At 49.5% G+C, this 25,842-nt stretch carries 25 protein-coding genes and 1 tRNA gene; 13 read left to right on the top strand and 13 right to left on the bottom strand.

Features of this window, described 5'->3' with window-relative positions:
- Window position 1 precedes the first annotated feature (1 nt).
- Entirely contained in the window at window positions 2–961 is a 960-nt protein-coding gene (locus tag C7T94_RS07405; RefSeq protein WP_107214756.1) for a polyprenyl synthetase family protein, read from the top strand.
- A gap of 197 nt (window positions 962–1,158) precedes the next feature.
- On the opposite strand, the gene rpmA is transcribed toward C7T94_RS07405, so the two are convergent.
- Complete coding sequence (gene rpmA, locus C7T94_RS07400) at window positions 1,159–1,545, bottom strand: 50S ribosomal protein L27 (protein ID WP_107214755.1); 387 nt, start codon at window positions 1,543–1,545, stop codon at window positions 1,159–1,161.
- 48 nt (window positions 1,546–1,593) lie between these two features.
- On the bottom strand, window positions 1,594–1,905 hold the full coding sequence (gene rplU / locus C7T94_RS07395; RefSeq protein WP_107214754.1) for a 50S ribosomal protein L21: 312 nt from the start codon (window positions 1,903–1,905) through the stop codon (window positions 1,594–1,596).
- 392 nt (window positions 1,906–2,297) lie between these two features.
- On the opposite strand from rplU, the gene C7T94_RS07385 reads away from it, so the two are divergent.
- Together C7T94_RS07385 and C7T94_RS07380 are read left to right on the top strand one after the other, a co-directional pair.
- Window positions 2,298–3,224: a GLPGLI family protein gene (locus C7T94_RS07385; RefSeq protein ID WP_107214752.1), complete on the top strand. Its 927-nt coding sequence runs from the start codon at window positions 2,298–2,300 to the stop codon at window positions 3,222–3,224.
- A complete protein-coding gene (locus tag C7T94_RS07380; protein ID WP_107214751.1) occupies window positions 3,221–5,878 on the top strand; it encodes a TonB-dependent receptor in 2,658 nt (885 codons plus the stop codon). The genes C7T94_RS07385 and C7T94_RS07380 overlap by 4 nt, the downstream gene beginning before the upstream one ends.
- Window positions 5,879–5,910: 32 nt before the next feature.
- Here the strand turns inward: C7T94_RS07380 and C7T94_RS07375 are convergent, their stop codons facing one another.
- From C7T94_RS07375 to C7T94_RS07360, 4 genes are all read right to left on the bottom strand, one after another.
- Entirely contained in the window at window positions 5,911–7,371 is a 1,461-nt protein-coding gene (locus C7T94_RS07375; protein WP_107214750.1) for a M56 family metallopeptidase, read from the bottom strand.
- An 18-nt stretch (window positions 7,372–7,389) separates the two neighbouring features.
- Window positions 7,390–7,755, bottom strand: a complete 366-nt coding sequence (locus C7T94_RS07370; protein ID WP_107214749.1) for a BlaI/MecI/CopY family transcriptional regulator — start codon at window positions 7,753–7,755, stop codon at window positions 7,390–7,392.
- Between the two features lie 213 nt (window positions 7,756–7,968).
- Window positions 7,969–8,475, bottom strand: coding sequence for a hypothetical protein (locus tag C7T94_RS07365; RefSeq protein ID WP_107214748.1), 507 nt, complete (start codon window positions 8,473–8,475; stop codon window positions 7,969–7,971).
- Between the two features lie 2 nt (window positions 8,476–8,477).
- A complete protein-coding gene (locus C7T94_RS07360) occupies window positions 8,478–9,905 on the bottom strand; it encodes a dicarboxylate/amino acid:cation symporter (protein ID WP_107215990.1) in 1,428 nt (475 codons plus the stop codon).
- 269 nt (window positions 9,906–10,174) lie between these two features.
- Here C7T94_RS07360 and C7T94_RS07355 point away from each other — a divergent pair, with 269 nt between their 5' ends.
- Genes C7T94_RS07355 through C7T94_RS07345 form a run of 3 tightly spaced genes read left to right on the top strand, consistent with a single transcriptional unit; the run spans window position 10,175 to window position 11,861 of the window.
- On the top strand, window positions 10,175–10,672 hold the full coding sequence (locus C7T94_RS07355) for an RNA polymerase sigma factor (protein WP_107214747.1): 498 nt from the start codon (window positions 10,175–10,177) through the stop codon (window positions 10,670–10,672).
- The gene (locus C7T94_RS07350; protein ID WP_107214746.1) at window positions 10,659–11,255 is read left to right on the top strand and encodes a hypothetical protein; all 597 of its coding nucleotides are present in this window, start codon (window positions 10,659–10,661) and stop codon (window positions 11,253–11,255) included. Before C7T94_RS07355 ends, C7T94_RS07350 begins: the two co-directional genes overlap by 14 nt.
- A gap of 57 nt (window positions 11,256–11,312) precedes the next feature.
- Entirely contained in the window at window positions 11,313–11,861 is a 549-nt protein-coding gene (locus C7T94_RS07345; protein WP_162618589.1) for a DUF922 domain-containing protein, read from the top strand.
- Here the strand turns inward: C7T94_RS07345 and C7T94_RS07340 are convergent.
- The 6 genes from C7T94_RS07340 to rpsO all read right to left on the bottom strand — a co-directional run bounded on the left by C7T94_RS07340 (window position 11,848) and on the right by rpsO (window position 18,292).
- A complete protein-coding gene (locus tag C7T94_RS07340) occupies window positions 11,848–12,231 on the bottom strand; it encodes a diacylglycerol kinase family protein (protein ID WP_107214744.1) in 384 nt (127 codons plus the stop codon). The genes C7T94_RS07345 and C7T94_RS07340 overlap by 14 nt on opposite strands.
- A 2-nt stretch (window positions 12,232–12,233) precedes the next feature.
- Window positions 12,234–12,857 (bottom strand): hypothetical protein, encoded by a 624-nt coding sequence (locus C7T94_RS07335; protein ID WP_107214743.1) that lies wholly within the window; start codon window positions 12,855–12,857, stop codon window positions 12,234–12,236.
- A 65-nt stretch (window positions 12,858–12,922) separates the two neighbouring features.
- Complete coding sequence (locus tag C7T94_RS07330) at window positions 12,923–14,824, bottom strand: beta-N-acetylhexosaminidase (RefSeq protein ID WP_107214742.1); 1,902 nt, start codon at window positions 14,822–14,824, stop codon at window positions 12,923–12,925.
- 109 nt (window positions 14,825–14,933) lie between these two features.
- Window positions 14,934–15,608 (bottom strand): ribulose-phosphate 3-epimerase, encoded by a 675-nt coding sequence (gene rpe / locus C7T94_RS07325; protein ID WP_107214741.1) that lies wholly within the window; start codon window positions 15,606–15,608, stop codon window positions 14,934–14,936.
- 147 nt (window positions 15,609–15,755) lie between these two features.
- Window positions 15,756–17,897, bottom strand: a complete 2,142-nt coding sequence (gene pnp, locus C7T94_RS07320; protein ID WP_107214740.1) for a polyribonucleotide nucleotidyltransferase — start codon at window positions 17,895–17,897, stop codon at window positions 15,756–15,758.
- Window positions 17,898–18,013: 116 nt separating this feature from the next.
- Window positions 18,014–18,292 carry a 30S ribosomal protein S15 gene (gene rpsO / locus C7T94_RS07315; protein ID WP_107214739.1) on the bottom strand — a complete coding sequence of 93 codons (279 nt, stop codon included), beginning with the start codon at window positions 18,290–18,292 and terminating at the stop codon, window positions 18,014–18,016.
- Window positions 18,293–18,690: 398 nt separating this feature from the next.
- Here rpsO and C7T94_RS07305 point away from each other — a divergent pair, with 398 nt between their 5' ends.
- Window positions 18,691–19,110 carry an acyl-CoA thioesterase gene (locus C7T94_RS07305; RefSeq protein WP_107214737.1) on the top strand — a complete coding sequence of 140 codons (420 nt, stop codon included), beginning with the start codon at window positions 18,691–18,693 and terminating at the stop codon, window positions 19,108–19,110.
- 242 nt (window positions 19,111–19,352) lie between these two features.
- A complete protein-coding gene (locus C7T94_RS07300) occupies window positions 19,353–20,777 on the top strand; it encodes an MATE family efflux transporter (RefSeq protein WP_107214736.1) in 1,425 nt (474 codons plus the stop codon).
- A gap of 95 nt (window positions 20,778–20,872) precedes the next feature.
- Here C7T94_RS07300 and C7T94_RS07295 read toward each other — a convergent pair whose 3' ends face one another.
- Entirely contained in the window at window positions 20,873–21,859 is a 987-nt protein-coding gene (locus tag C7T94_RS07295; RefSeq protein ID WP_107214735.1) for a D-alanine--D-alanine ligase, read from the bottom strand.
- A gap of 203 nt (window positions 21,860–22,062) precedes the next feature.
- Here C7T94_RS07295 and C7T94_RS07290 point away from each other — a divergent pair, with 203 nt between their 5' ends.
- From C7T94_RS07290 to C7T94_RS07270, 5 genes are all read left to right on the top strand, one after another.
- Window positions 22,063–22,827, top strand: a complete 765-nt coding sequence (locus C7T94_RS07290) for a PASTA domain-containing protein (RefSeq protein WP_107214734.1) — start codon at window positions 22,063–22,065, stop codon at window positions 22,825–22,827.
- Between the two features lie 8 nt (window positions 22,828–22,835).
- Window positions 22,836–23,894, top strand: coding sequence for an endolytic transglycosylase MltG (gene mltG, locus C7T94_RS07285; RefSeq protein WP_107214733.1), 1,059 nt, complete (start codon window positions 22,836–22,838; stop codon window positions 23,892–23,894).
- Between the two features lies 1 nt (window position 23,895).
- Window positions 23,896–24,303 carry an acyl-CoA thioesterase gene (locus tag C7T94_RS07280; protein WP_107214732.1) on the top strand — a complete coding sequence of 136 codons (408 nt, stop codon included), beginning with the start codon at window positions 23,896–23,898 and terminating at the stop codon, window positions 24,301–24,303.
- An 8-nt stretch (window positions 24,304–24,311) separates the two neighbouring features.
- Window positions 24,312–25,295 (top strand): YihY/virulence factor BrkB family protein, encoded by a 984-nt coding sequence (locus tag C7T94_RS07275; RefSeq protein ID WP_107214731.1) that lies wholly within the window; start codon window positions 24,312–24,314, stop codon window positions 25,293–25,295.
- Window positions 25,296–25,395: 100 nt separating this feature from the next.
- Window positions 25,396–25,483, top strand: a tRNA-Ser gene (locus C7T94_RS07270).
- Window positions 25,484–25,842 lie beyond the last annotated feature (359 nt).

The raw sequence follows: 25,842 nt of genomic DNA, 5'->3' as shown, positions 1-25,842 counted from the left end.
TATGTTACAAAGTTATCAGGACATCCTGAATAAAGGGCTTCAGGACTATCAATTGCCCAATCATCCCAGAAATTTATATGAGCCCGTACGTTACCTGCTTAACCTGGGCGGGAAACGCATCAGGCCCGTTTTAGTGCTCATGGCTGCCGATCTGTTTGGGGGCGAACCAGAAAAAGCACTTCATGCCGCGCTGGCCATCGAGGTATTTCACAATTTCACGCTCATCCATGACGACATCATGGATCAGGCGCCGATTCGTCGCGGGCAACCCACGGTGCACGAAAAATGGGATACCAACACAGCGATACTGAGCGGCGATGTAATGATGGTCGAGGCGAACAAACACCTGACAAAAACCGAAGTTACGTACCTGAAAAAGGTGCTGGATGTTTTCAACGAAACCGCCCAGGGCGTCTGCGAAGGGCAGCTGCTCGACATGGAATTCGAAAAACGTCATGATGTCTCGATCGCCGAATATATCGGAATGATCAGGCTCAAAACGGCAATCCTGCTTGGGGGCGCGCTTCAGATCGGCGCCATCATTGGCGGTGCCGCAGATGCTGATGCCCGGCTTATTTATGACTTTGGTGTAAACCTTGGCCTTGCTTTCCAGCTTCAGGACGATATCCTGGACGTTTACGGGGACCCTGAAAAGTTTGGGAAACAAATTGGCGGCGACATCCTGTCTGATAAAAAAACCTTCCTGCTCCTGACTGCGTTTCAACAGGCCAATGAGGCTCAGAGAAAGCAGCTGGCCGACCTGGTCGGTTCACAGCACCCTGGCAAGGTGGCCGCGGTAACAGCACTGTACGATGAACTGAACGTACGTGCATTTGCCGAAGCTGAAATGGATACCTTCAGCGAGCAGGCTTTCGATGCACTGAAATCCATTTCAGTGAATGATTTCCGGAAAGCCGCCCTGCTCGACCTGGCAGAAAACATCCTGGCACGGGAAAAATAGGGTCTTTAGCCCGGAAGGTGTCTTGCCGGGCAATCACATCTCGGCTGCTGCACTGATGGTATAGCAAGAGCTTAAATTTTTGCAGCAAAGTTGCTGAACGGGATGCCCCCCTGCGCATTGCAGCATTGCTGCGCTGAAATATCTGAAACAAAAAAAAACCGGGACAAGCCCGGTTTTATATTTTTCTGCTGATTAAATTATTCGGCAGCGTCTTCAGCTGGTGCGGCAGGTGCTTCTGCAACTGCAGGGGCAGCTTCTTCTTTTACTTCAGCTTTTTTTGCAGGTGCTGCTGCAACGGTTTCAGTTTTAGCTGGAACAGCTTCTTTAACAGTTGAAGGAAGAACAGAAACATATGATTTGTTATCTGCTTTCTTTTTGAAAACAACGGTACCGTCTACCAGGGCGAACAGCGTGTGGTCTTTACCAATTCCCACACCTTTATCAGGGTGGTGTTTGGTTCCGCGCTGACGAACCAGGATATTACCAGCAATGGCTTCCTGACCACCAAAAATTTTGATACCTAAACGTTTGCTATGCGATTCGCGTCCGTTCTTCGAACTACCGGCTCCTTTTTTATGTGCCATTTCTTAATATGTATATTGCCGGTTTGAGCGGCAAAAGTTAAACAATAATTATAAAGTAATTCCTTCGATCTGGATTTTGGTGAAAAACTGGCGGTGGCCATTTTTCTTCTTGTAACCTTTTCTGCGTTTTTTGTGGAAAACGATTACTTTGTCACCTTTCAAATGAGACACGATCTTAGCTGATACCTTTGCGCCTTTAACTGCAGGAGCGCCTACAGAAATTTCACCACCGTTATCAACCAACAATACATTGTCAAATTCAATACTAGCGCCTTCATCTCCTTGTAGTCTGTGTACAAAAAGGTGTTGGTCTTTTGCAACTTTAAATTGCTGTCCGGCTATATCTACTATTGCGTACATTGTTAGAATATTTTTTTAACTAATTTTTGTGAGGTGCAAATATAGAACTATTCCGGGCAACAACCAAACACCTTTATAAATTTCTTTCCAGGTTTCTTCCTGCCCCACTGAACAGGCTTTCAGCAAGTTAATCATGTGTTGGTCTGCTGCGCCCCCTTTGCTGTCATTACGCAGACGGACCGCGAAGCGGCTGCTGAACGTCAACTGAGCATTGGTGACTGAACAGTTACGCGCCTGGCTCTTATATCTTGTTTCGTACTCCCCTGTCAATTGATAGACTCCTGCGCGGGCTGCGCCCATCGGGATTCATCAGGCTTAAAAAGTTAAAAAATGTTAACACATTTTCCAGTCTACGAATTATTCGTAGATTTACGAAAAACAAATAGATTATCATGAAGACAAAACTACTTCTGCTTCTGACCATTCTCAGCTATTCGGCCAGGGCACAGCAAACAGACAAGGCCATTGCGCGCGTACGGTACACCTTTACACATATTCAGGATACTACCCAGCGCGACAAACCTTATACCGAGAACATGTTGCTTATTACCGGAAAAAATGCTTCGCTCTATACAAGTTATGACAAAATGAAGCGCAGCAAAGCCATGAAACTCCAAATTCAGGAGCAGATACGCAACCAGGCTGGCGGGCCAACAAACATCAGGATCGAAAACCGCGAAACAGGGCCTGTAAGTAATATCGATTATTTCTCATTTGCAAGCGATGGAAAACTGATCGTGAAAGAGCGGGTTGTAAACGACTACCTGATCGAAGAAGAACTGCCAAAAATAGACTGGAAGATCAGCAAGGATACGGCCAGCTTTTCGGGCTTGCTTTGCCAGAAAGCGACCGCCAGCTTTAAAGGCCGCAGCTGGATTGCCTGGTTTGCTCCCGATCTTCCGCTGAGCAGCGGTCCGTGGAAATTAAACGGCCTTCCTGGACTTATCGTCGAAGCGCATGACAGCAATAAAGAAGTGTATTTCCAGTTTGCGGGGCTTGAGAAGGTAACCGCTGCACCCCAAACTGATGCAGTGAATGGTGAAGTGACGGCTTCAGGCACAACGGTACGCATCCTAGGGATCGATACAGAAGACTATTCAGGAAACGAGATCAAAGTTCCCTCTAAGGCAATCCGTACCACGCGCAAGGAACTTGACAAACTAAAATCCGCTTTCGAAAAGGACCCCGAGGGTTTTATGACCGCGCAAATGGCCGCACAGGGTATCAAGGGAAGCTTCAAAATGAACAGGACTCCCGGCAGCGGTATCGAGCGCAGACAGCGGGTGGTCAACAATCCGATCGAACGCGCAGCAAAATGACCAGGGCCGTACTGATCCTTGCCTTCCTCCTGTTTCATGCAGGTCTGGCTGGCGCCCGGCAGGCGGTTAGCGGCCGCGTTACAGACGAGCAGGGCAAAGCAGTCCAGGCCGCCAGCCTGAGCCTGAAAGATGCTGCCGGAGATGTTCGCGGTTTCACACGCACTGACGCAAAAGGCCAGTTCAGGCTTGATGCCCCGGCCAGGCTTCAAGGCCTCACACTCGAGGCCAGCAGCATCGGTTTTCGCAAAACCGCTATTCCATTGCAGAACGGCAAACTTGTTTATGAGATCAGGATGCAGGAAAGCGAGATCGACCTGAAGACTGTTGAAGTGAAAAACAGGCCTTCCCTGGCGGTGAGCGGCGATACACTCAGCTACCGGACGAGCGATTTTGCCGGAGCGCAGGACCGCAGCATTGGCGAAGTGCTGAAAAAGATGCCGGGCATCGAGGTGGCAGAAAACGGGAAGGTGAGTTACAATGGAAAATCGATCTCCAATTTATACATCGACGGCGACAATGTACTTGATGATAAATACAACATCGCAACAAAGAGCATTCCGCAGGGGGCGGTAGAAAAAGTTCAGGTAATTGGCAACGACCAGCCCATTAAAATGATGCGTAAAAACAACATGAGCGATGACGTCGCGCTGAACCTGGTGCTCAAAGACGAAGCCAGGCTTAGGCTGATGGGCGATGCTAACCTTGGGGCCGGGACACCCGGGCGATTCGATGAAAGCCTGACGGCTATGCTATTCAGAAAGAACCTGAAGTTCATCAATAACCTTAAAGGCAACAACGTAGGCTCAGACCCCGGCATTGACCTGACCGCGCACAACGCAACTGACTACCAGAAGCGGCTGGAAAACAACAAACCATCGCCGCTCCTCTCGGCAGGTGCGGCCGGCGTTCCCACCTTGCCTCAAAGCCGTTATTTGTACAACAAGGCCGGCTTGCTGAATTTCAACAACCTTTATAAACTGAACAGTGAACTGCAGCTTAAAGCCCATGTCGCCTACCTGTATGATGAGCGCTGGCAGGACTACAGCAAATTTTCTGAAACTTATCTGCCCGGCCAGACCATCGCCTACCGGGAACAGCAGGGCAACAGAATGAACCCGCAACGCCTGAACGGGCGGTTTAACCTGAACAGCAATGCAGACAACCATTACCTGGATAATACACTGCTTGCCGAATACGTACCCTACAGGAACCGTTCCGCGCTGCTCCTGAACCAGCAGGCTGCAGGTCAGGAACTGCGACAGCAGCCCTATGAGGTGTCGAACGAATTTAACTTCCGCAGGAAATTTGCTTCGGGCAGGGTCATCAATTTCTATTCTTACCTCTCTGCCGCAGACCAGGCCGAACAGTTAAACGTACAGCCCGGGCTGAACGCAGACATTCTGAACAAGGGTGAACCTTATGCCGGACTGGTGCAAAACCTCCGCATCCCCACCATTTTCACCAACAATTATGCATCCTTTGCCCATGTTAAAGGTGTGTTTACCCAAACCTACCGCGCAGGGTTTCAACTGCAGTTTCAGCGCCTGCTTTCTGATCTGAAGCTGCTGCAAGATGAGCAGCGCAGCGCGCAGGCGGCCGGTATGCAGAACGACCTGGATTGGAAAAAACGCAAGGTGTACGGAGCCGCCCAGTATGAATACGCCGGCGAAAAACTTAAACTGGGCCTGAATGTACCGGTCAGTTACAACCAGATTCATTACCAAGACCTGCTGCATGGGCTTGACGCAACCTACAACAGGTTCTTTGTTAACCCCTCATTCAACATGAAATACAATACCGGCATAGAAAATTACGTGAACCTTAATTATAGCCTGAGTAACAGTGTTGGCAGCATCGATGATGTTTACCGCGGAGCCGTGCTGCGAAACTACCGCTCGCTGTTCGCAAACAATGCAGGCATCCCGGAAACAAAAACGCACAGCATTGGCGCCGGGTTCAGTTACCGCAAGGCCATGCAGATGTTTTTCATGAACCTGCAGGCGGGCTATACCGATAGCAAGCTGAATACCATCTCCTCGTGGGTGCTGAGCAACAGCATCCAGCAGCGCATCGTACTCCCCCTTTCAAACCATATTAGGAGCTTTATGCTAAATGCAAACGCCAGCAAATACCTTTTCAGCCTGAAAACAACCGTAAACGCTGGACTGGGGCTAAACAGCAATGACTATAACCAGCTGCAAAACAACCAGCTGCTTCCTTATACCGGACAAAACCTGACCGGAAATGCCGGTTTCGAAAGCAGGATCGGCAGTTTCATCAACTGGTCTTACAACGTAAATTATGCGGCCAGCCACAACAAGGCCCGTGCTGTCAACGCAGCAGATACACGCGTCAGCCAGCTTCGCCAATTGTCTGCGCTTTCATTGACCTTACGCAAAAACCTGTTTCTGAATTTGTCTGGAGAACACATTATGACCAGGCAGACAGCCCAACCCGACCTCCGGTATCTTTTTGCCGACGCATCGATTAAATACCGGTTGCCGAAATTAAAAACAGACCTGGAGTGTTTAGTGACCAATCTTGCAAACATCAGAACCTTTGAAGCCGTTTATTTATCGGCGAATGCTTACACGAGCGGTGTATATGCGATTCCGGGCCGCGTTGCCATGCTCAAAGCGGCATTTAACTTTTAAGAGCAGTCCAGCGGCGCTGCCCGCTGGCATGTCTATTTTTCCTTGAGTTGTATTTGAACTTTCCGCTGTCCGTTGCCGGCCTGCTGCACCTGTATGGATTTGATCTGGTCCGGACTGATGCCACCTGTCAACTTAAGGCCGGCATCGGGATTGCTGCTCAACATATGCCCTGAATTCAGATTGGCAGCGCTGTCGGTATAGTGATACACCATGGTGGTGACGAGCCTCTTCTTACCGGCTCCCTTTGCGCCTGTTTCCTGCTCAGGCAGTTCTTTTCTGAGGTAAGTAATTCGTACATCGCTGATTTTTTCTTTTCGCTGTTTCAGCGAATCTGTTAAGACAAGTACCCGGGAGCTGTTATCGAACGAAATGGAGCTGATCAGTGCTGCTGCATTTGCTGCCGCTGCCTGCTGTAAATCTGTGTTGCCGAGGCTGTCGCGCGTTATGATGAAGATACTTTTGCTGAAAAAACTTTTTCGAACGGTGTCCTTGCGCTGCAAGTGCTTTACCGCTGCAGACGCCGCCGCACGCCGGAAAGCCTGCCTGCGTTTCTCCGGTAGGGCGGCCGGCACGGACAATGCCCGGGGTTGTTGTACGGCTACCGTAACCGGATCAGAGGCAACTTGTTTTTGTTTTTTTGCATGGATGGTAAAGGCAAGGCTCAGTAACAGCAGCATGGGTAATGCGACAATGTAAACAGACAATTTGAACGGCGATGAGCGCCTGGCGTTCATCATCCTGATGCGCTTTTTTAAATCTGAAAGATTGAAGTGATTAACCAGGGGCACCACCGCCTGGAGGTTGCCGGCTTCGAGCAGGCTGTATTGATAAGTTTTCCGGTCCAGACCCCGCCGCAGCAGTTTGGCGTCAGTCAGAAATTCAATATTCTCTTTCACCGCCTTTTTCATGAGCCATATGCCGGGGTTAAACCAGTAGCAGACCAGGCTCAGTTCGGCGAGCAGGATATCGGCTGTATGCCACTCCCTTACGTGCACTTTTTCATGGTCGATAATGGTTTCAAGCTCGCGGCTTTTGTGCAGCTGCGGGTTAATGTAAATCGTTTGCCAGAAAGAAAAGGGGCTCAGCTCGTCGCGCAGCAGGCGAACCGGCTGGTTGTACAGGTTACCCGGCAAAGAACGCCTGTGAATACGGTATAGCGAAAACAATTGCAGGGAAAGCCTGATAGCCATGACAGCAGCCCCGGCATAAAATACGACCAGTACCCACTGCCAGGCATTGAGTTCAAAAGCTGCCGGCACCATGTCGCCAACCTGTGGAACGAGTTCGGCAACATGATGTGGAATGGTTTGCTGCCGCTGAAAAAGGCTGCTCAGGTTTACAAAGGGATATACAGACGAAAATGCGATTCCAAAAACAAGGAAAAACCGGTTTAGCCGGTAAAAAGTAAGTTTTCGGAGCAGCAGGTAATAGACTCCTGCGAACAGAAGAAGGACCAGGTTGATCTTGAGCAGGGCGAGAACGAGTTGTGGCATGGCGCTGAAAATTAATGGCTATTCCTTCTCAGGGTGTTCAATCAGGTTAATAATTTCCTTCAGCTCTTCGGCACTGATCTTTTTGTCGCGGGCAAAAAAAGCGACCAATTCTTTATATGAATTCTGGAAGTAGTCGCTTACAAAACCCTTCATAAACCGTTTTTTATATTCGGCTTCTTTAACCTTCGCACTGTACCGGTTGGCATTGGCAAAACGCTCGCTTTTCAGAAAGCCTTTTTTCTCCAGGTTTTTAATGGTCGAGGCCAGCGTGGTGTAAGGGGGCTTCGGCTCGGGCAATAAGGCCATGAAGTCCTTGATGAACCCCGGACCATGTTGCCAGACGGCCTGCATGGCTTCTTCTTCCTGAATGGTTAGTTTTTCCATTTTTACGATCGTTTCGTAAATATACGGAAATAGCGTTGAACAATACAAGTACAGATTCTTTGGCTGGCGACTACCAGCGAAAGCAGCCCAGCAGCATTTGGCAATGACGGCGGCGGACAATGGGATGGCCCCCGGTCTGGGTTTCTGGCTCCTTATCTTGGTTCAGCCAGGCAATTTGATGTCCGTGCGGCCCGGGCCTGATTTCAGTTGCCCCTATTTGCCGTAACGCTCTTCCGCATCGTTCAGTGTCTGGTCGATCAGGCTGAACATCTGTTTGGCGGCATTGCGCAATTTGTCATTGCCGCGGTAATCATCAAAATAGGTTACCTTTTTGGTTTTGGTCTTATACTGAAAAACCACGTGGTAACGCAAAGCCTTCGATGCGGCTGTATCTGTTCCGGCGTTGGCAATCAAATCAGGAAAATTCCAGAAGCCCAGTTCATTTGCCTTGTTATGCAGGAAAATGATTTCATTCTTGCGAAGCCGAACGTTCGCCTTGATCACCGAATCCTTACTGTTCAGGTAAATATAGTCGCCGGTTTTGCTGTCATAACTGTTCTCCGGCACGCGGCTTAATCCGTAACTGTACTGGAAAGACACAAAATCTTTTGAGCGGAACGGGGCATTGCGAATAATGGGCGCATAATAAATAATGCAATACGCCAGGAATGGAATGACAATGGTAAGCGCCAGAAATATTTTTTTGGTTTTAGTTGACATGGCTATACAGTTTGTGTTTCGTCTGCATGTTCATTGAATTCACCCTCCCACTTGGCGATGACCACAGTGGCCAGGCAGTTTCCGATTACGTTAACCGAAGTACGGGCCATATCCATCAGCTCATCTACTCCAAGTATCGCCGCAATGATGAAGGTCGGCAGACCAAATTGATCTGCGGTTGCGATCAGGATAATGAGCGAGGCGCGCGGAATGGCAGCCACCCCTTTGCTGCTGATCATGAGCGTGAACACGATCAGCAATTGCTGTCCGAAACTCAGGTGCATGCCTGCCGCCTGGGCAACAAATATCGAGGCCAGGCTGAGGTACAGTGTTGTACCATCGAGGTTAAAACTGTAACCGGTAGGAATTACAAACGAAACGATTTTCCTCGGAACGCCGAATTTCTCCATGGCGCTCATGGCTTTAGGCAATGCCGCATCAGAGCTGGTCGTTGCAAAAGCTATGGAAACAGGCTCTTTGATGGCATTAACGAATTTCATGATCGGAATGCGCAGGTAAAGCGCAATAGGCAGCAGCACCAGCAGGAGGAAGGCAATCAGGGCTACATAAAGTGTAGCCACCAGCATAAACAGGTTCTTGAGGATGTCTACACCCATGTGCCCCACCGTATAGGCCATTGCTGCACCTACGCCAATGGGCGCAAAATACATGATCAGATTGGTAAACTTGAACATGGTTTCTGCGAGGCTTTCGCAAAAATCGAGCAGGGGTTTCTTTTTCTTTTCGTCCAGCATGGCCAGACCGATGCCGAACAGAACTGAGAAAATAACGATCTGCAGCACCTGAGCGTCATAAATTGCTTTAGCTATATTTTCCGGAAAAATATTCCGGAAAAAAGAAAGCGTTTTATACAGCCAGTGAATACCTTCCGGGAGCTGCTCGAGCATCGTAGCGTCTGCAGCATCGACCGGCGGCTTCGGCAATTCGTGCTGCGGAATATGCGAAATGTCTACACCCACACCTGCCCGCGAAATGTTGATGGCGGCAAGGCCAATGAATAAGGCGATCGTTGTGGCCGAATAAAAATAAACCAGCGATTTCCAGCCCATGCGCCCAACTTGCTTGAGATCATTGTGACCCGCAATACCATAAACCAGGGTAGCGAAAAGGATCGGGCCAACAATGACCTTGACCAATTTGATAAAACCCTTGCTAAGTGGCTGAAGCGCGATGGCCACATGCGGATAATCGATCCCTACGAAGATACCCAGCGCCATACAGACCAGGATCCAGGTGGTCAGGTTTTTACGCGTATAGGCGTAAAACACGAGCACAAGTGCCAGTGCCCAGCGCACCATCATCATGACCTGGTCAGGCACGTCGACCAAACTGAAATCTTTCAGAACAGCGACCACAATGGCCAGGGTAACGGCAACCAGGGTAAAGAGTCCGACGCGCTTTTTTTTCATTTGTTGTTCTTTTTTTGACCGTCTACCGGTACCATCGGGAAGGATGTGCACCAAAGGCCTGTTCTTTAATCGGGCGGCAACCGGGAAAGAAACCGTGTACTTTCACTCTACACAGCAGAACCCTGCAGCTTTTTTATGTCAATAAGTTTGGTAAGGTTGCAAAAGTAATTATTTGCTGCATCGCAACAAACTATAAATACCGGGAGCCACGGAGATAATTGTAACAATTCTCGCTTATATTTGTCGAAACTGCGTACCACGACCCCTGAATGGAGCAAAAAGACAAATTATTTAAACAAATATTTGATTCGAATTCGAAGAAGATCTTCCATCTGTGTTACGGCTATACCGGCGACCAGGATGCGGCTAACGACCTGCTTCAGGAAACTTTCCTGAAGGTCTGGCAAAACCTGGATAAGTTCAGGAATAAATCGCTCATTTCTACCTGGATCTACCGCATTGCCGTAAACACCTGCCTGACGTACCTGCGTTCGGAAAAGCGACAGGCAAAAGATGAACTGACGCCGAATATTATCGAGGAGAAAGCTGAAGAATTTTCTGAGAAAAACGAACAGGTTGCTTTGCTCTATAAATGCATTTCGCAACTTGAAGAAAATGACCGCCTGATCATTACCATGGTGCTCGATGAGCTCCCTTATAATGAGATTGCCGAAATATCGGGCATCAGTGAAGGCAACCTGCGTGTAAAGATTCACCGCATTAAACAGAAACTGACAGAACTATACAACAGATATGCAAGAGTTTGATCAATTAAAGGCATTGTGGCAGGGACATGAAGTGGAGGTGAAACTTACTGCCGATGAAATGCTCAGGCAAGCAAAGAAGGAAGTAAATTCGCTCAAGACGCGGTCAGTCATGAACATAGCCGGCATGCTGGCCTCTGTTGTCATTATCGCTCTGATCCCAGCGTTCTACGATTTCCAGTCCTGGACCAGTTATGCAGGCGTCGGCATCACGATCTTCACGATCCTGATCTTTACGGTTATCCTGTTTAATGACTACCGGCTTATTTCCCGCAGCAATTATACCCAACACCCCAACCGTTTTCTTGATACATTAAAAGTTTACCAGCTTAACCGCTTCAGGCTTTACAACTCGCTTTACTGGTTTTATACCGTTGCGCTCTCGGTTGGCATCGTCTTTTACCTGTACGAGATCCTGGATTATTTTCCACTTGTCATGCAAGCGGCGCTGATCCTGGTAACCCTTGGCTGGATGGTATTTTGTTCAACCATTCTGCGAAAAGCGGTGATCAGGCGGGAAAGAGAACGGATCGGGCTGCTCATCGAAAAGTTCGAACGCATCAGCGAACAATTCAACGAAAAATAACGTTAGCAGTACTGAACGACTCCTTATTTTCGTTTTCAGAACATGTACCACCGGTTAATGAACCGCCTGACCGGCCTGGCCGGACTGGCCCTGCTTTGTTTATCTTTTCAGGCCGACCAACAGGTCTATCCCGAGAAACTGGGCTGGAAAACGCATTTTCGCGGCGCGCCCGATTACAATTCGCCCTTTGCAGCGCTTACCGTACTGCGCTGGCACTATGAATACAAGGCCAGGATCACCAACGGCCGGCTCGACATTCGCTTCAACCAGTTTTTTGGCATTGACAAGAATAAATCATGGGTTAAATCCGAGCGAATCCGAAACGAAACGATCAGCAACCAGCTGCTGCACCATGAACAGGGCCATGCAGACATTCACTACCTGATGTCTAAAGAAGCCCGGCGGGTCATGGAAAGCCGCAGTTACCGGATAGAGACCTATAAAAAAGAAATAGCGGCCCTTGCCGACGAAGTGGGGAAATACTTTGACGAAATGCAGAAACGTTACGATGCGGAAACAGCCCACGGCAACAACCTGAAAAAACAGGCCCAGTGGGACGAGATCATTGCCGACTGGCGGTACGAGGATTACATCAGCGAAAAATAGCACCCATATGTGGGGCAAATACCAGGATTCCAGCCACAAGGGCCCCGGTTGCTGTAACAAGCACAGCAGCGGCACACAGGTCCTTAACCCGGCCTATGCGCGGGTCTGGATCCGGGTGCAACGCATCACATAATTTTTCAACGGCTGTATTTAAGGCCTCGGCGGCAAAAACCCCGGCAATACAGCCCGCCACCACAATCCATTCCATTCGGCTCAGGGCAAAGAGGAATCCCATGAACACAGCCGCGAAGGCCGCCGCAAGGTGGATGCGCATGTTGTGCTCTGTCCTGAAGAGCGTCAGCAGGCCAGACCAGGCAAAACGAAGACTTCTGAGCCTGCCGGCAATCGAAAACCCTTGCCCGCGTTCCATGCTTATTTCTTTTTGTTCACTTCACCCACAGAGAAACTGTTGCCGCGCAGCATGTACAGGAACTCACGGGTACTGCCTGCTTTCAGGCTTGTATCGGCCGGATCGGGCTGCACCGGGTACGACCGGTAAAGGTCGCCGTCGCGGATCGTAAATTTGTCATGGCCTGCATATCCCTTTTTACTGGGCAGTCCCGGAAAGGTGATCTTGTTGAAGTTGTTTCCCGAAAATTCGTAGACATTCAGGTCTGACACGTTGCCGCTGCCCTGCAGCTGGACATAAATTTCCGGGTTTCCGTCTGTATCAAGGTCCATGTTCCAGGCATCTGTGATCACGCCCTCACGTTCGGCAGCAAGCGAACGAAAATTGTTCTTTGCCGAGTCTGACATGAGCACCAGGTAACCGCCAACGCTGTCTACCCCTTTTCCCCACTGCAGGATTTCAAAGGTAAGCCCGGGTTTAACCTCGATGCTTTTATAAAATTCGAAAGGGTTGGGCGCCTGTTTTTTTTCAGCGCTCTGGCTTTCCTGTACAGGGGCCTGCTGCTGCTCAGTACAGGCAAAACAAAAAAGCACTCCTGCAAAAAGCAGAAAGTGCTTGTAAAAATATACGGGTTTGAAAACTTTCATGAGTCTGTTCTTTGCGGTGCCAAATTAGAAAAATTTGGACGCCGGTCAAAACGGTCTCAGTCGAATTATTTGGCTTTTACATCGGGCGCGCCATTGTTCAGAACCGTCTCGGTCACGACACTTCTGCGGCCGTTCGAAGCAATAACGATCGTCTTGAGCATTCTCTTCTCGCCTTTGGGCACGGTTACTTTAATGGCTCCCGTATAGGGCGTGGATGTTTCTGACGGACGGAATCCATCTATCGTATAAAAGATCTTTGAACCTTTTACAGGCGCTTTCAGTTCGATGCTGAAGTTCTCACCAGCCATTACGCCTTCAGTGAGGCCGACCGGTGCAGGCACCCAGTAAGTAATTCCTTTTCTGTCCAGACGCGCCAGGTGTACGGGCAGCCTTTCTTCAGAAAAGTTTTTCAGGTCTTTGCGGGCTACGGGGCTCCAGGCAATTTCAGACAGGGCCAGCAGCCGCGGGAAGGCATGATACTCAACTTTGGCACCTGGCTCGATGTATTCGGTCCACAAGTTAGCCTGAACACCTTTTACGTATTTTTTCTGGCTATCGTTCAGTTCTTTTGGCACCGGGTCGTAGCTGTAAGCTTTGGTGTAGGGCGCAAAACCGCCAATGTTTACAGGCTCATCGGGAGAATTGGATTGTTTATGGTCAATATACAGGCCCTGCGATCCCGGCGTCATGATCACATCGTGATTTTGTTTTGCAGCTTCGATCCCGCCTGCTTCGCCTCTCCAGCTCATTACAGTCGCGTTTGGCGCCAGTCCGCCTTCGAGGATTTCGTCCCAGCCAATGATCGAGCGGCCTTTTCCATTCAGGTATTTTTCAATGCGCTGAATAAAATAGCTTTGCAGGCCATGTTCATCTTTCAGGCCTTTTTCTTTAATCAGCTGCTGACAGAACTCAGATTCCTTCCAGTAAGTTTTAGGGCATTCATCGCCACCGATGTGGATGTACTTTGACGGGAAGATAGCAACGACCTCGTCCAGAACATCCTGCAGGAAACTAAAGGTATTCTCGCTGGGTACAAATACGTCGTCGAAGACGCCGAAGGTCTGTTGAACTAATTTACCTTTACGCGTACCTGCCCAGGCTGTTTTTGCACCGATCGGCGTATCGCGGTCCGGGAAGCAGCTCAGTTCAGGATAAGCGGCAATCGCTGCCGAAGCGTGGCCTGGCATTTCGATCTCCGGTACGACCGTGACGAAACGGGCTGCAGCATAGCGCACCACTTCTTTTGCTTCTTCCTGGGTGTAATAACCGCTATGCGGGGTCAGGTCGTTTCCGGTACCGGGGTAACGGCCAATAATGGTACCTGCACGCATGCCGCCAACACTGGTTAGTTTCGGATATTTTTTGATCTGCAGCCTCCAGCCCTGGTCATCTGTCAGGTGCCAGTGGAAAGTATTGATCTTGTATTGGGCAAGCAGGTCAATATATTTTTTAATGAAAGATACGGGCTGGAAATGGCGGCTCACATCGAGCATGGTGCCCCGGTAAGCAAAACGGGGATAGTCATTGATCTCTGCAACGGGGATATTGACGACATTACCTGATTTTTCAGGAAGGAGCTGCATCATAGACTGCACCGCGTAAAACAAGCCTGCACCTTTGCCCCGCAGGGTAATTTTATTCGGTGTGATCTGGATCTGGTAACCTTCGGCAGGAAGCTCATTGGCACCCTGGCTGGTCAATATAATGGCTTTCTGGCTGCCGGGAACAGATTTTACTTCACGAAGTGCAAAACCGGCATGGTTTACAATATAGGCATTCAGCAGATCGACCATTTTTGCGTCCTCAGCGCTCGCGGCGGCAATGACCGTGGTCTTGTCAAGTATAAACTGGCCGCTGCCCTTTTTAACGGATACGGGCACAGGAATGATCCCCATATTGGGATCAGACTGGCCAAACGCTGCAACATACAGCAGTGCAAAGGCCAGTAAAAAACTGAATTTTTTCATTCGGGTTGTGGTTTAGTTGATTTGCGACCGGCTGCGTTTACTGCCGGGTCATGGATTTATTGATGGCGCTAAGATAGAAAATTTGTATGCGAAAACGAATGCGGCAGCATCAGACCTGCACATCAAACGCTATCGAGGCGATCTGGTTCAGTTCGGCAATCATGGCTGCAGGATCAGGTGCCGAGAACACAGCGCTGCCCGCTACAAACGCATGGGCGCCCGCTTTTCGGAGTGCCGCAATGTTGCCAGAGTCGACACCGCCGTCTACCTCGATGATCAGGCTGTCTTTGGCGCCCGGCAGGCGGCACAGCTCTGCTATTTTTTTGTAGGTATTGGGTATAAATTTCTGCCCGCCAAAACCAGGGTTTACAGACATGATCAGCACCAGGTCCAGCATAGGCAGGATGTCCTGAAGCAGCTGTACGGGTGTATGCGGATTAAGCGCAACACCAGCCCGGCAGCCCGCGCCCTGTATGGCTTCAATGGTGCGGTGTAAATGGGTACAGGCTTCGTAGTGCACGGTGATAACCGAGGCGCCCGCTTGCGCGAAACGCTCCACATAGCGGTCGGGATCGGTAATCATCAGGTGCACATCGAGGGGCTTGCCGGCATGTTTCCTCAGGGTCTCCATGACCGGAAAACCAAAAGAAATATTAGGAACAAACAAACCATCCATCACATCAACGTGGATCCATTCGGCCGCACTTTGGTTCAGCATCTCGATATCGCGCTGAAGGTTACCAAAGTCGGCTGCTAAAACCGAGGGTGCTATAAGGTGTTTCATCGGCTAAATATAGCAATTTCAGACGGCAATCGACTGAACCAGGCGGTTCTGGCTGAGGCTCGTGCACAGCCCTCTTCCCGGTCCGGAAACTCACCAGGACAAAACGAAGGGCATAAAAAAAGCCGCCTGTTAACAGGCGGCTTTATCTTATTCAGCTTTTGGTGCAGCTTCTGGCTTTGGCGGCCTTGGCAGTAACACTTTGCGTGAAAGCTTCATTTTTCCTTGTTTGTCAATATCGAGCAGTTTGACCTTCAGGATATCGCCTTCTTTGAAGACGCCATCCATGGTCTCAAGGCGTTTCCAGTCGATCTCTGAAATGTGCAGCAGCCCGTCTTTACCAGGCATGATCTCAACAAATGCACCAAATGGCATAATTGATTTCACTTTACCTTCGTAAACCTCGCCAATTTCAGGTTTTGCAGCAATGGCACGGATGCGGCCTACGGCAGCGTCGATCGATGCTTTGTTGTCTGCAAATACTTCCACGATGCCTTTGTTGTCTACCTCTTCGATCGAGATGGTTGCGCCGGTTTCGCGTTGCATTTCCTGGATGATCTTACCGCCTGGCCCGATCACGGCACCGATATATTCCTTATCGATGGTGAGAGACACAATGCGTGGTGCATGCGGTTTAAAGTCTTCGCGCGGTGCGGTCATGGTTTTCGCCATTTCGCCAAGAATGTGCAGGCGGCCTTCTTTTGCCTGGTGCAATGCCTTGGTCAGCACTTCGTAAGAAAGACCATTGATTTTCAGGTCCATCTGGCAGGCTACAATACCATTTTTGGTACCTGTAACTTTAAAGTCCATATCACCGAGGTGATCTTCGTCGCCAAGAATATCTGAAAGAATGGCATACTTTCCGGTTTTTTCATCGGTGATCAGTCCCATGGCAATACCTGAAACCGGCTCTTTGATCTTAATACCAGCATCCATCAGGGCAAGTGTACCGGCACAAACCGTAGCCATAGATGAAGAACCGTTCGACTCGAGGATATCTGAAACAATACGGATGGTGTAAGGATTCTCAGATGCATCGGGCAATACCTTTTTCAGTGAGCGCATGGCCAGGTTACCGTGACCGATCTCGCGACGGCCGGCGCCCCTGTTCGGGCGTACCTCGCCGGTTGAGAAACCAGGGAAATTGTAATGGAGCAGAAACTTATTATAACCATTGATGAAAGCACCGTCAATCATCTGCTCATCGTCTTTTGAACCAAGTGTTACAGAAGTAAGCGACTGTGTTTCGCCACGGGTAAACACCGCCGAGCCGTGTGCAGCCGGCAGATAACCCACCTCGCTCCAGATCGGACGGATCTGCGTGGTGGTACGGCCGTCAAGACGCATGCCTTCGTCAAGCAGCAGGTTACGCACCGCATCGTATTGAACGTCGTGGTAATAGTGTTTGGCCAAGGCTTTGGTCAGGTCTTCAGTGCCCTCAGGCATGTTTTCAAAGAAGTCGTTGATGATGGCTGTAAAAGCCTCTGAACGCGCCTCTTTGCTCGATGCGGTTTTGGCTACTTCATAAACCTGGTTGTATGTCTTTTCGTAAACTTCTTTTTTCAGTTCCTCGTCATGGCTTTCATGGCTGTAGAGGCGTTTCATTGTCTTGCCGGTTTCTTCCTGCAGTTCAAGCTGCAGTTTACACTGCTGGCGAATGGCATCATGTGCATATTTCAGCGCTTCTACCATTTCCTCTTCAGAAATTTCGTCGGCTTCGCCTTCTACCATGACGATATCGTTGGCAGAACCGGCAACCATAAACTCGAGGCTGGCGCGCTCCAGGTCTTTCAGGAAAGGATTGATAACCAGCTGTCCGTCGATTTTTGCTACGCGAACTTCTGAGATCGGCCCGTTAAAAGGAATGTCCGATACGGCAAGCGCAGCGGAAGCGGCAAGACCGGCAAGGCAGTCAGGCATGATATTTTTATCTGCCGAAATCAGGGAGATCATCACCTGCGTGTCAGCATGATAATCGTCCGGGAACATCGGGCGCAATGCACGGTCTACCAGGCGTGAGATCAGAACCTCATAATCTGACAAACGGGCTTCCCTGCGCAGAAAGCCACCCGGAATACGTCCGGTCGCAGCATATTTCTCCTGGTAATCCACAGAAAGCGGCAGGAAATCTGTACCTGGTTTTGCTTCTTTTGCAGAAACCACGGTAGCGAGCAACATGGTGTCGCCCATTTTTACAACAACCGATCCGTCAGCCTGCTTGGCCAGCTTCCCGGTTTCAATTTCGATCGTTCTTCCATCGCCCAGGTCGAGCGATTTTGTTATTACATTCATTTAAAAATAATTATGGCGTGTTTCCTCTTTTCTGCACACCGGTTATGTGGTAATTTTTGTTTGCAAAAATAAAAAGCCATTCCCGAAAGAATGGCTTTTGTTTGATAATATTGCGATTACTTTATGATATCCCTCAGCGACAAAGCTTTGATGATAGCACGGTAGCGCTCAATATCTTTTTTAAACAGATAGGCAAGAATCGCGCGGCGTTTACCAACGAGCTTCTGTAGCGATAACTGTGTAGAGAAATCCTTGCGGTTTTTCTTCAGGTGCTCGGTTAAGTGAGCAATCCGGTAGGTAAACAATGCAACCTGGCCTTCAGCTGAACCCGTGTTGGTCTCTAAGCCGCCGTGAGTTTTAAAAATCTCGGCTTTCTTTTCTGAACTCAAATACATTCTTGAATAATATTAAAGCGATAAAAATTAATTAATTAGGGTGCAAAGATAAAGCATTGCCCCATCACTTGCAACTGCTTTTTGTTTTTAAGTACCGCTGCCTGCATACAACTTTAAATACCTGCCTAAAGATCCTCCTTTTCCTGGAAATGAGCGAACACTGCCTGTGGCGGCCGGCAGCCCCGTGCTTTGCTTTACTCCGCTGCGCTTCGTGCCCGCGCCGCCCGGGTTTAGCAACAGCAGGCCCTGCGGGAAACCACCATTCCCCCATCCGGGAAAGCTTCTGGCGACCATGCCGCCCGTTGTTGAGTATGTTATGCCGGCTTTCCTGCCGCATGGCATGCCAATGCAGGCGCTCACGCTACAAGCATGAAAAAATCGGCCTATCTTTGTGCACCATGGAAAAAAACCAATACAGCATTTTTGAAAGTGAGCTGCGCGTGCGCCCCGACGATATCGACATGTTTAACCATGTGCACAACAGCAGGTACTTTGATTATGTACTGGCCGCCCGCTATGAACAGATGGAAAAGGACTACCACATGCCTATGGAGCACTTCCTTGAAAATGGCTACGGCTGGGTAGTCAAAACGGCAATGGTCAATTTCAAACGCCCGCTGATGCTGGGCGATGCCCTGATTATACGCACGGGTATCGTAACCATGAATGAAAAAGGCTGCCGGGTACAATTTGAAATTGTTAATAAAAAAACAGGCAAAGTAGCCTCAGATGGCTGGTTCGATTATGTCATGATCGACATCAAAACCGGCCGCGGCTGCGCCGTAAGCCCAGAAATGATTGCTGCCTACGCCATCTGAAGTCGCCTGCAAAGCGCCTCAAATCCTGACTTTGGTTGCATCAAAAGTCAGAAAGTTGAACTTTTTTTTCCTGTTTTAGGATTTTTGTCCTAAGTTCGCATCGCTAAAACCGCAATACCCATGAAAGTATTTGCAGTCCGTTTCAGGTTCTGACCAGCCGAGGACTACTCCCCACTACCACCGTTCCCGGATACAGCACTGTATCTGGTATTCATTTTTTATTTATTTAACATCCCCCCGTTATGACAATTAATTCAAAGTCGCAAGGCAAAGTGTCCTCATTTTTTGCGTTGCTCAAACAATCGCTCAAAGGCGAAGAAACCGACCTGACTGCAATCGGTATTCGCCGCGCCATTGTATTGCTGGCCATTCCCATGATGCTGGAAATGATCATGGAATCTGTTTTCGCGCTGGTAGACCTTTATTTTGTAGGTCACCTGGAGCACAGCAGCCTGGCCATTCAGACCGTCGGGCTTACCGAATCGGTTCTGACCGTTATCTACTCAATCGCCATGGGCATCAGTATGGCTGCAACCGCAGTTGTTGCACGTCGTGTTGGCGAAAAAAATCCCGAACAGGCCGGGAAATCAGGCATGCAGGCCATTCTGATCGCCATTGTGATCAACCTGCCGATCAGCATTCTCGGAATGATCTTCGCAAAAGACATCCTGCTGCTGATGGGCGCAAGCGAGAGTGCCGCCGACCATGGACAGACCTTCACCCGAATCATGATGGGCAGTACCATGTTCATTGTACTGCTGTTCCTGATTAACGGAATTTTTCGCGGTGCAGGCAATGCAGCTATCGCCATGAAGAGCCTGTGGATCGCCAACATTGCGAACATCATCCTCTGCCCCCTGCTCATTAACGGGCTGGGTCCGGTTCCCGCCATGGGGCTGGAGGGTGCGGCCTGGGCAACAACATTCGGTCGCGGGCTGGGTGTTGTCTACCAATTGTTCTGTTTGTTCGGTTCGAATGGAAGATTAAAGGTTAAACTGCGCCAGATACTGCCCGACTTCAGCCTGGTTGGCCAGATCCTGAAAATTGCCGCGCCAGGCGTGTTTCAATTCGTTATTGCCTCCTGCAGCTGGATCTTCCTCGCGCAGCTGGTTGCCACCACCGGCGGCGACCACGGCTCGGCAGGTTACCAGACCGCATTGCGGCTCATGATGTTCTGTATGCTCCCTGCCTGGGGCCTCAGCAACGCGGCAGCTACGCTGGTTGGCCAGAACCTGGGTGCAAAACGGGTGGATCGTGCAGAAGAGTCTGTCATGAAAACCATGGGTTATACCGTTGTATTTATGGCGGTTGTCTCTGCATTGTTCCTGACCTGCGGCCATCTGTTCGTAGGTTTCTTTACCGAAGATGAGCAGGTAAGGGCGATCGCCGCCGAGGCCCTGCGCATCATGAGTATCGGCTTCATTATTTACGGGATCGGTATGGTACTCATCAGTACTTTTAATGGTGCCGGCGACACCTGGACGCCAACCTGGGTAAACGTTGTTGCATTCTGGGCATTCCAGATTCCATTTGCTTATTTCCTGGCCAAATACCTGGACATGGGCCCGAGGGGCGTGTTCATTGCTATCCCCGTGGCCGAGGCAGGTATTGCCATCGCCGCTTACATCCTGTTTAAGCGTGGCAGGTGGAAGACCACCCAGGTCTGATAAAAAAGGGGCTGCCACAGGCAGCCCCTTTTTTATGATTTTACCGCGCATCGGGCGTTAGCCGAAACTTAAGCTTCACAGCGCGTCGCTTTTGCCTACCGGCCTATTGTTTCATCGAGCAGTTCGGTGTAGAAGGCCGTAAGCGGCACACCCATGGCCGCGACTTGCTGAGGAATAAAACTGGTTATGGTCTGGCCTGGTATGGTATTGATCTCGATAAAATAAAAATTACCCGTCGTTTCTTCCAGGAAATAGTCAATGCGAACAATTCCACGGCAGTTCAGGCGCTCGTAGACCCCTGTCACGATCCGTTCTACACGCGCGCGCTCTTCCTCGCTCATACGCCCGGGTGTAATTTCTTCAGTTGCGCCGGGCGTGTATTTGGCCTCAAAATCAAAAAATTCGTTTGCAGGGATGACCTCTGTAGCCGGCAGCACGCGGATGGTTCCCTGGCTGCGAAACACACCGACCGAGAATTCCCTGCCGGAAACAAATTCCTCGACCAGTACCTGGCTGTCTTCTTTAAACGCTTTTTCAAGTGCAGGTTGCAACTCACGATCGGTTTTCACCTTACTCATGCCAATACTGCTGCCGCCATTGTTTGGTTTAACGAAATACGGCAGTTTAAGCCGCTCCTGCACACGTGCCGCGGCGCCTTCGGGCTGCAGCAATTGAACCGATTCGGCTACGAACAGTTCTTCCAGGTCGCGGACAATTGCTTTCGTATAACCTTTGTTCATGGTAATGGCCGACGTAAGCGCATCGCAGGTGGTATAGGGAATATCAAGCATGTCGAAGTAGCCCTGCAATTTGCCGTCTTCGCCCGGCGATCCATGTATGGCGATGAAAACACCGTCGAACCGGATCTTTCTTCCTTCCAGGGTCAGCGAAAAATCGTTGCGGTCAACTTCGATCTTCAGCGAGTCGGCAGGTTCGTAAAACCAGCCTTGCTGACTGAGCATGATCTTATATACTTCGAAACGCGCCGGATCGAGGTTCTGGGCAATGGTGGCGGCGCTTTTTACAGACACCACCCATTCTCCGGTGGTGCCGCCGGTAAGCAGGGCTATGACTTTCTTCATAATTGGCTGTTGTGCCGGGCGTGTAATGCACCTTTGCTGCGGCCGGGCGGCAAAGCTTGCAGCACCCCGTTAAATTGGGCTAAAAATTGCTGGTTACTTATTTGGTTTCAAAAATATAAATTACTTGGAGCAGTTCGGTTTTTAGACGGGATAAATAATTTTAGCCTAAATTTGGACTTCAGAAAAGGAAAAAAAGCAGTTTAATGTCAAAATTCGTAGAGTATTTAAAAACAAAATCTTTCAGAAACAACATCCTGGCTGCCCTGGCTACCGTTCTGGTTTTACTGTTCATCGCTTTTTACAGCCTGCGTTTTTATACCAAACATGGCGAAGGGCTGAATGTCCCGGCGCTCAAAGGCCTTAATTTTTCGCAGGCAGTGGCCAAACTGGAAGAACTGGGACTGCGGTATGAAGTAGACTCTGTTTTTATTATGGATAAGCCGCCGGGTATTGTGATAGACCAGGATCCTGACGCGAGCACATTCGTCAAGGACAACCGGACCATTTACCTGACGATCAATACCGGGCAGGCGCCTAACGTCAAATTCCCGGAGGTCGAATTTAAGTCGCTGCGCGAAGTGCAGGCCATTATTGCCGGGTATGGCCTTAAAATGGGCGATACTTCTTACCGCGCAGACGTAAGCCGCGATGTGGTACTTGAAGCCCGTTTCGGCGGTCAGCCGATCCGCGCCGGCGAGATCCTGCCCAAAGGCTCGCGAATTGACTTTGTTCTGGGCGATGGCCGCGGAAACGAAGAGATCGACATCCCGTCACTGGTGGGCCTGACCAAAGACGAAGCGTTATTTTCTTTAAAGGGCTCCATGCTGACACTGGGAACCATTACCTACGAAGGCGAAGTTACCGACAGCGCTACGGCAGTCATCGTTAAACAGGATCCTGAACTGACCGATTCCCTGAGCAAGGTGCCGATCGGAACCCGGATCAATATTACCCTCAAACAACAATAGCAGCATTTATGACCCATACGGAACAACCGAAAAAACCAAACACCAAAATCAAAATCCTCTTCGCGGCTGTACTGCTTGTACTGGTTGTGGGAGGCTACTTCGGACTTAAGCTCTACAAAACTTATTTTGCCGGCAATGTGACCGACAGTCAGAAATTCCTTTATGTGCGCACAGGATATGATTATGATGATGTACTGAAAGACATCCGCATGCAGCAGATTCTCAAAGACGAGGAAAGCTTTGAAGCCGCAGCAGCGAAGATGAACCTGAAACCAAATATCAAACCAGGGCGTTACCGGCTGAAAAAAGGAATGACAAACCGGGCACTCATCAACATGATCAAGGCAGGCAACCAGGAGCCGGTTAAACTCAAATTCCAGAACATCCGCAAAAAAGAAAATTTTGCTGCTTACCTTGCTAACAACCTCGAGCCCGATTCGCTTACCTTCATCAGCATGCTTGACTCGACCGAACTGATCGGCAAATACGGTTTTGACCAGGAGAATATTTATACCCTGTTCATCCCCAATACATACGAAATGTACTGGAATATTTCTGCTCCTGAATTTTTTGACCGCATGCAGAAAGAGTACGACAAGTTCTGGACTGCCGAACGCAAACAAAAGGCAAAAGCACTGAATCTGAGCCAGGTACAGGTCAGCATTCTGGCATCAATCGTAGACGCAGAAGCCCTGTTCGACAAAGAAATGCCCATTATTGCAGGGTTGTACCTGAACCGGCTAAACAAGGGCATGCTGCTGCAGGCAGACCCGACGGTGATATTTGCCAACGATGATTTTACGGTTAAGCGGGTAACCAACGCGCTTCTGAAAGTCTCTTCACCTTACAACACGTACCGGTATGCAGGCCTGCCACCGGGGCCGATCATGATGCCAAGCATCAACGCGATCGATGCGGTACTGAACCGGGATGACAATGACTACCTGTATATGTGTGCAAAAGAAGATTTTTCAGGCTACCATGCCTTTGCCACAAACAAGGAAGATCATGAAAAGAATGCGCGCAGATACCGCGAGGCACTAAACCAGCGCAATATTTTCCGTTAAAATGTACAGCCACTCCACAAAAATCCGCGTACGTTACGCTGAGACCGACCAGATGGGTTACATGTACTATGGCAATTATGCCCAGTACTACGAAGTGGGCCGTGTAGAAATGCTGCGCAGCCTGGGTATGACTTACAAATCGATGGAAGAAAGCGGCATCATGCTGCCTGTGCTGGAGCTGAGCAGCAAATTCATCAAGCCTGCCAGATACGATGAAGAACTGACTGTAACCACGACATTAAAAAAGTTCCCCGGTGTTCGCATCTTTTTCGAATATGAATTGTTTAATGAGGAATCTGAGCTAATCAATGCGGGGAGTACGACGCTTGTTTTTGTAGATATGGAAAAGAACAAGCCTACACAGCCCCCTGAGGATTTTCTGGAGCGACTTAAAAAACACTTCGAATAAGACAAGAAATGGAATGGGTTCACAGGCAATTGTTAAAAATCAGGTTGTACACTGTGTTCATCGACTGGACGAAACACTGTGTCCTGCCGGGGTTCAGCCCGCTGCCGCTTTATACAGTTGCTACGTTTTTCTTCAAGGAGATTGGCAAGGACTCGCTGGTTAATAAGGCATCTTCCCTGGCTTACAATTTTATGCTGGCCATTTTTCCGGGCATTATCTTTTTATTTACCCTGATCCCGTTTATTCCGAAAGAGATCGGCTTCCAGAAGCAGCTGATGTCGCTCATTGTCCTGATCCTGCCCCATACGGCTTTCGAGGCCTTCAGCGACACGCTGGATGAAATTATCAATAAGCAGAACGGAAGGTTGCTGTCGGTAGGTTTTGTTCTATCCTTGTTTTTTGCTACGAACGGGGTTCAGAACCTGATGTCGGCATTTAACAAGTCTTCATTAATTATTGAAACGCGTACCTGGCTTCACCAGCGGTTTATAGCGTTGGTGTTAACGCTGGTCATTGCGTTTTCGCTGATCGTCTGTATTGCCGCCATGACCTTCGGCGAATTTCTGCTTACTTTTTTAAAGGAAGAACTCGACATACAGGAGAGCCTGACCACCTACGCGATTGATTTTACACGCTGGGCAATTCTGGGCATACTGTACTTCACGACCATTTCGATCCTTTACCGCTACGGCCCGGCGCATGCCAAGAAATGGCGCTTTTTTAGTGCAGGCTCCTGGCTGGCTACGATCCTGGCGTTTCTGACCATGTGGGGTTTTTCATTTTACATCAACCACTTTGGTTCCTATAACAAGCTTTACGGCTCAATCGGTACGCTGATTGTGATCATGATCTGGTTGTACCTGAACTCGCTGATTTTGCTGGTTGGTTTTGAATTGAATGCCAGCGTTGACCTGTCAAAACGCAGCGTAAAAATCATCAAGCCAAATTTTAACGTCTTCAAAAAGCCGGCTCCCGCTGGCGATAAGCGGTAAAAGAGATTTTTTTGGGCTCTGTCTGAAGCATTTACCAAAAAACAGATAAAAAATAAGCACAGCAGTTTGCAGATTTACCCGGTATTTGTACTTTTGCGGCGGAGAGTTGGCAGAGTGGTCGATTGCGGCAGTCTTGAAAACTGTTGACTGTAACAGGTCCGGGGGTTCGAATCCCTCACTCTCCGCCACAAAAAACGAAGCCCGACGACAGTCGGGTTTTTTGTTTTACGGCGATTTCGCCAAGCCGGCGCGGCTTGAAGCGGAAGGGCAGGAAAACAAAAAATGGCGCGATAGCGACAGCTTCGTTTTTTGATGAAGCCTCTCCCCTTGGGATCACCGCAGCGACGGCCGCAGCAGAGCGGAAGACGGCGCGGAGGTAATCCGGAAATTTACTATATCCGTGACAGCGCGACAGCTTTGTTTTTTGGTGAAGCCTCTCCCCTTGGGATCACCGCAGCGACGGCCGCAGCAGAGCGGAAGACGGCGCGGAGGTAATCCGGAAATTTACTATATGCGTGACAGAGCGACAGTTTCGTTTTTGATGAAG

Source organism: Pedobacter yulinensis (assembly GCF_003029735.1).
Taxonomy (GTDB): Bacteria; Bacteroidota; Bacteroidia; order Sphingobacteriales; family Sphingobacteriaceae; genus Pedobacter; species Pedobacter yulinensis.
The sequence above is the reverse complement of the archived record's forward strand: the minus strand, read 5'-3'. Positions and strand labels throughout refer to the sequence as shown.

Bases quoted from the DNA above. Each gene is read 5' to 3' on its own strand.
- C7T94_RS07340 (WP_107214744.1), bottom strand. From the start codon at position 12,231: ATGGAACGCGGGCAAGGGTTTTCGATTGCCGGCAGGCTCAGAAGTCTT.
- C7T94_RS07385 (WP_107214752.1), top strand. From the start codon at position 2,298: ATGAAGACAAAACTACTTCTGCTTCTGACCATTCTCAGCTATTCGGCC.
- C7T94_RS07305 (WP_107214737.1), top strand. From the start codon at position 18,691: ATGGAAAAAAACCAATACAGCATTTTTGAAAGTGAGCTGCGCGTGCGC.
- C7T94_RS07280 (WP_107214732.1), top strand. From the start codon at position 23,896: ATGTACAGCCACTCCACAAAAATCCGCGTACGTTACGCTGAGACCGAC.
- C7T94_RS07345 (WP_162618589.1), top strand. From the start codon at position 11,313: ATGAACCGCCTGACCGGCCTGGCCGGACTGGCCCTGCTTTGTTTATCT.
- rpe (WP_107214741.1), bottom strand. From the start codon at position 15,608: ATGAAACACCTTATAGCACCCTCGGTTTTAGCAGCCGACTTTGGTAAC.
- C7T94_RS07295 (WP_107214735.1), bottom strand. From the start codon at position 21,859: ATGAAGAAAGTCATAGCCCTGCTTACCGGCGGCACCACCGGAGAATGG.
- C7T94_RS07360 (WP_107215990.1), bottom strand. From the start codon at position 9,905: ATGAAAAAAAAGCGCGTCGGACTCTTTACCCTGGTTGCCGTTACCCTG.
- mltG (WP_107214733.1), top strand. From the start codon at position 22,836: ATGACCCATACGGAACAACCGAAAAAACCAAACACCAAAATCAAAATC.
- C7T94_RS07350 (WP_107214746.1), top strand. From the start codon at position 10,659: ATGCAAGAGTTTGATCAATTAAAGGCATTGTGGCAGGGACATGAAGTG.
- rpmA (WP_107214755.1), bottom strand. From the start codon at position 1,545: ATGGCACATAAAAAAGGAGCCGGTAGTTCGAAGAACGGACGCGAATCG.
- C7T94_RS07275 (WP_107214731.1), top strand. From the start codon at position 24,312: ATGGAATGGGTTCACAGGCAATTGTTAAAAATCAGGTTGTACACTGTG.
- C7T94_RS07335 (WP_107214743.1), bottom strand. From the start codon at position 12,857: ATGAAAGTTTTCAAACCCGTATATTTTTACAAGCACTTTCTGCTTTTT.
- C7T94_RS07330 (WP_107214742.1), bottom strand. From the start codon at position 14,824: ATGAAAAAATTCAGTTTTTTACTGGCCTTTGCACTGCTGTATGTTGCA.
- rpsO (WP_107214739.1), bottom strand. From the start codon at position 18,292: ATGTATTTGAGTTCAGAAAAGAAAGCCGAGATTTTTAAAACTCACGGC.
- rplU (WP_107214754.1), bottom strand. From the start codon at position 1,905: ATGTACGCAATAGTAGATATAGCCGGACAGCAATTTAAAGTTGCAAAA.
- pnp (WP_107214740.1), bottom strand. From the start codon at position 17,897: ATGAATGTAATAACAAAATCGCTCGACCTGGGCGATGGAAGAACGATC.
- C7T94_RS07300 (WP_107214736.1), top strand. From the start codon at position 19,353: ATGACAATTAATTCAAAGTCGCAAGGCAAAGTGTCCTCATTTTTTGCG.
- C7T94_RS07370 (WP_107214749.1), bottom strand. From the start codon at position 7,755: ATGGAAAAACTAACCATTCAGGAAGAAGAAGCCATGCAGGCCGTCTGG.
- C7T94_RS07375 (WP_107214750.1), bottom strand. From the start codon at position 7,371: ATGCCACAACTCGTTCTCGCCCTGCTCAAGATCAACCTGGTCCTTCTT.
- C7T94_RS07405 (WP_107214756.1), top strand. From the start codon at position 2: ATGTTACAAAGTTATCAGGACATCCTGAATAAAGGGCTTCAGGACTAT.
- C7T94_RS07290 (WP_107214734.1), top strand. From the start codon at position 22,063: ATGTCAAAATTCGTAGAGTATTTAAAAACAAAATCTTTCAGAAACAAC.
- C7T94_RS07380 (WP_107214751.1), top strand. From the start codon at position 3,221: ATGACCAGGGCCGTACTGATCCTTGCCTTCCTCCTGTTTCATGCAGGT.
- C7T94_RS07365 (WP_107214748.1), bottom strand. From the start codon at position 8,475: ATGTCAACTAAAACCAAAAAAATATTTCTGGCGCTTACCATTGTCATT.
- C7T94_RS07355 (WP_107214747.1), top strand. From the start codon at position 10,175: ATGGAGCAAAAAGACAAATTATTTAAACAAATATTTGATTCGAATTCG.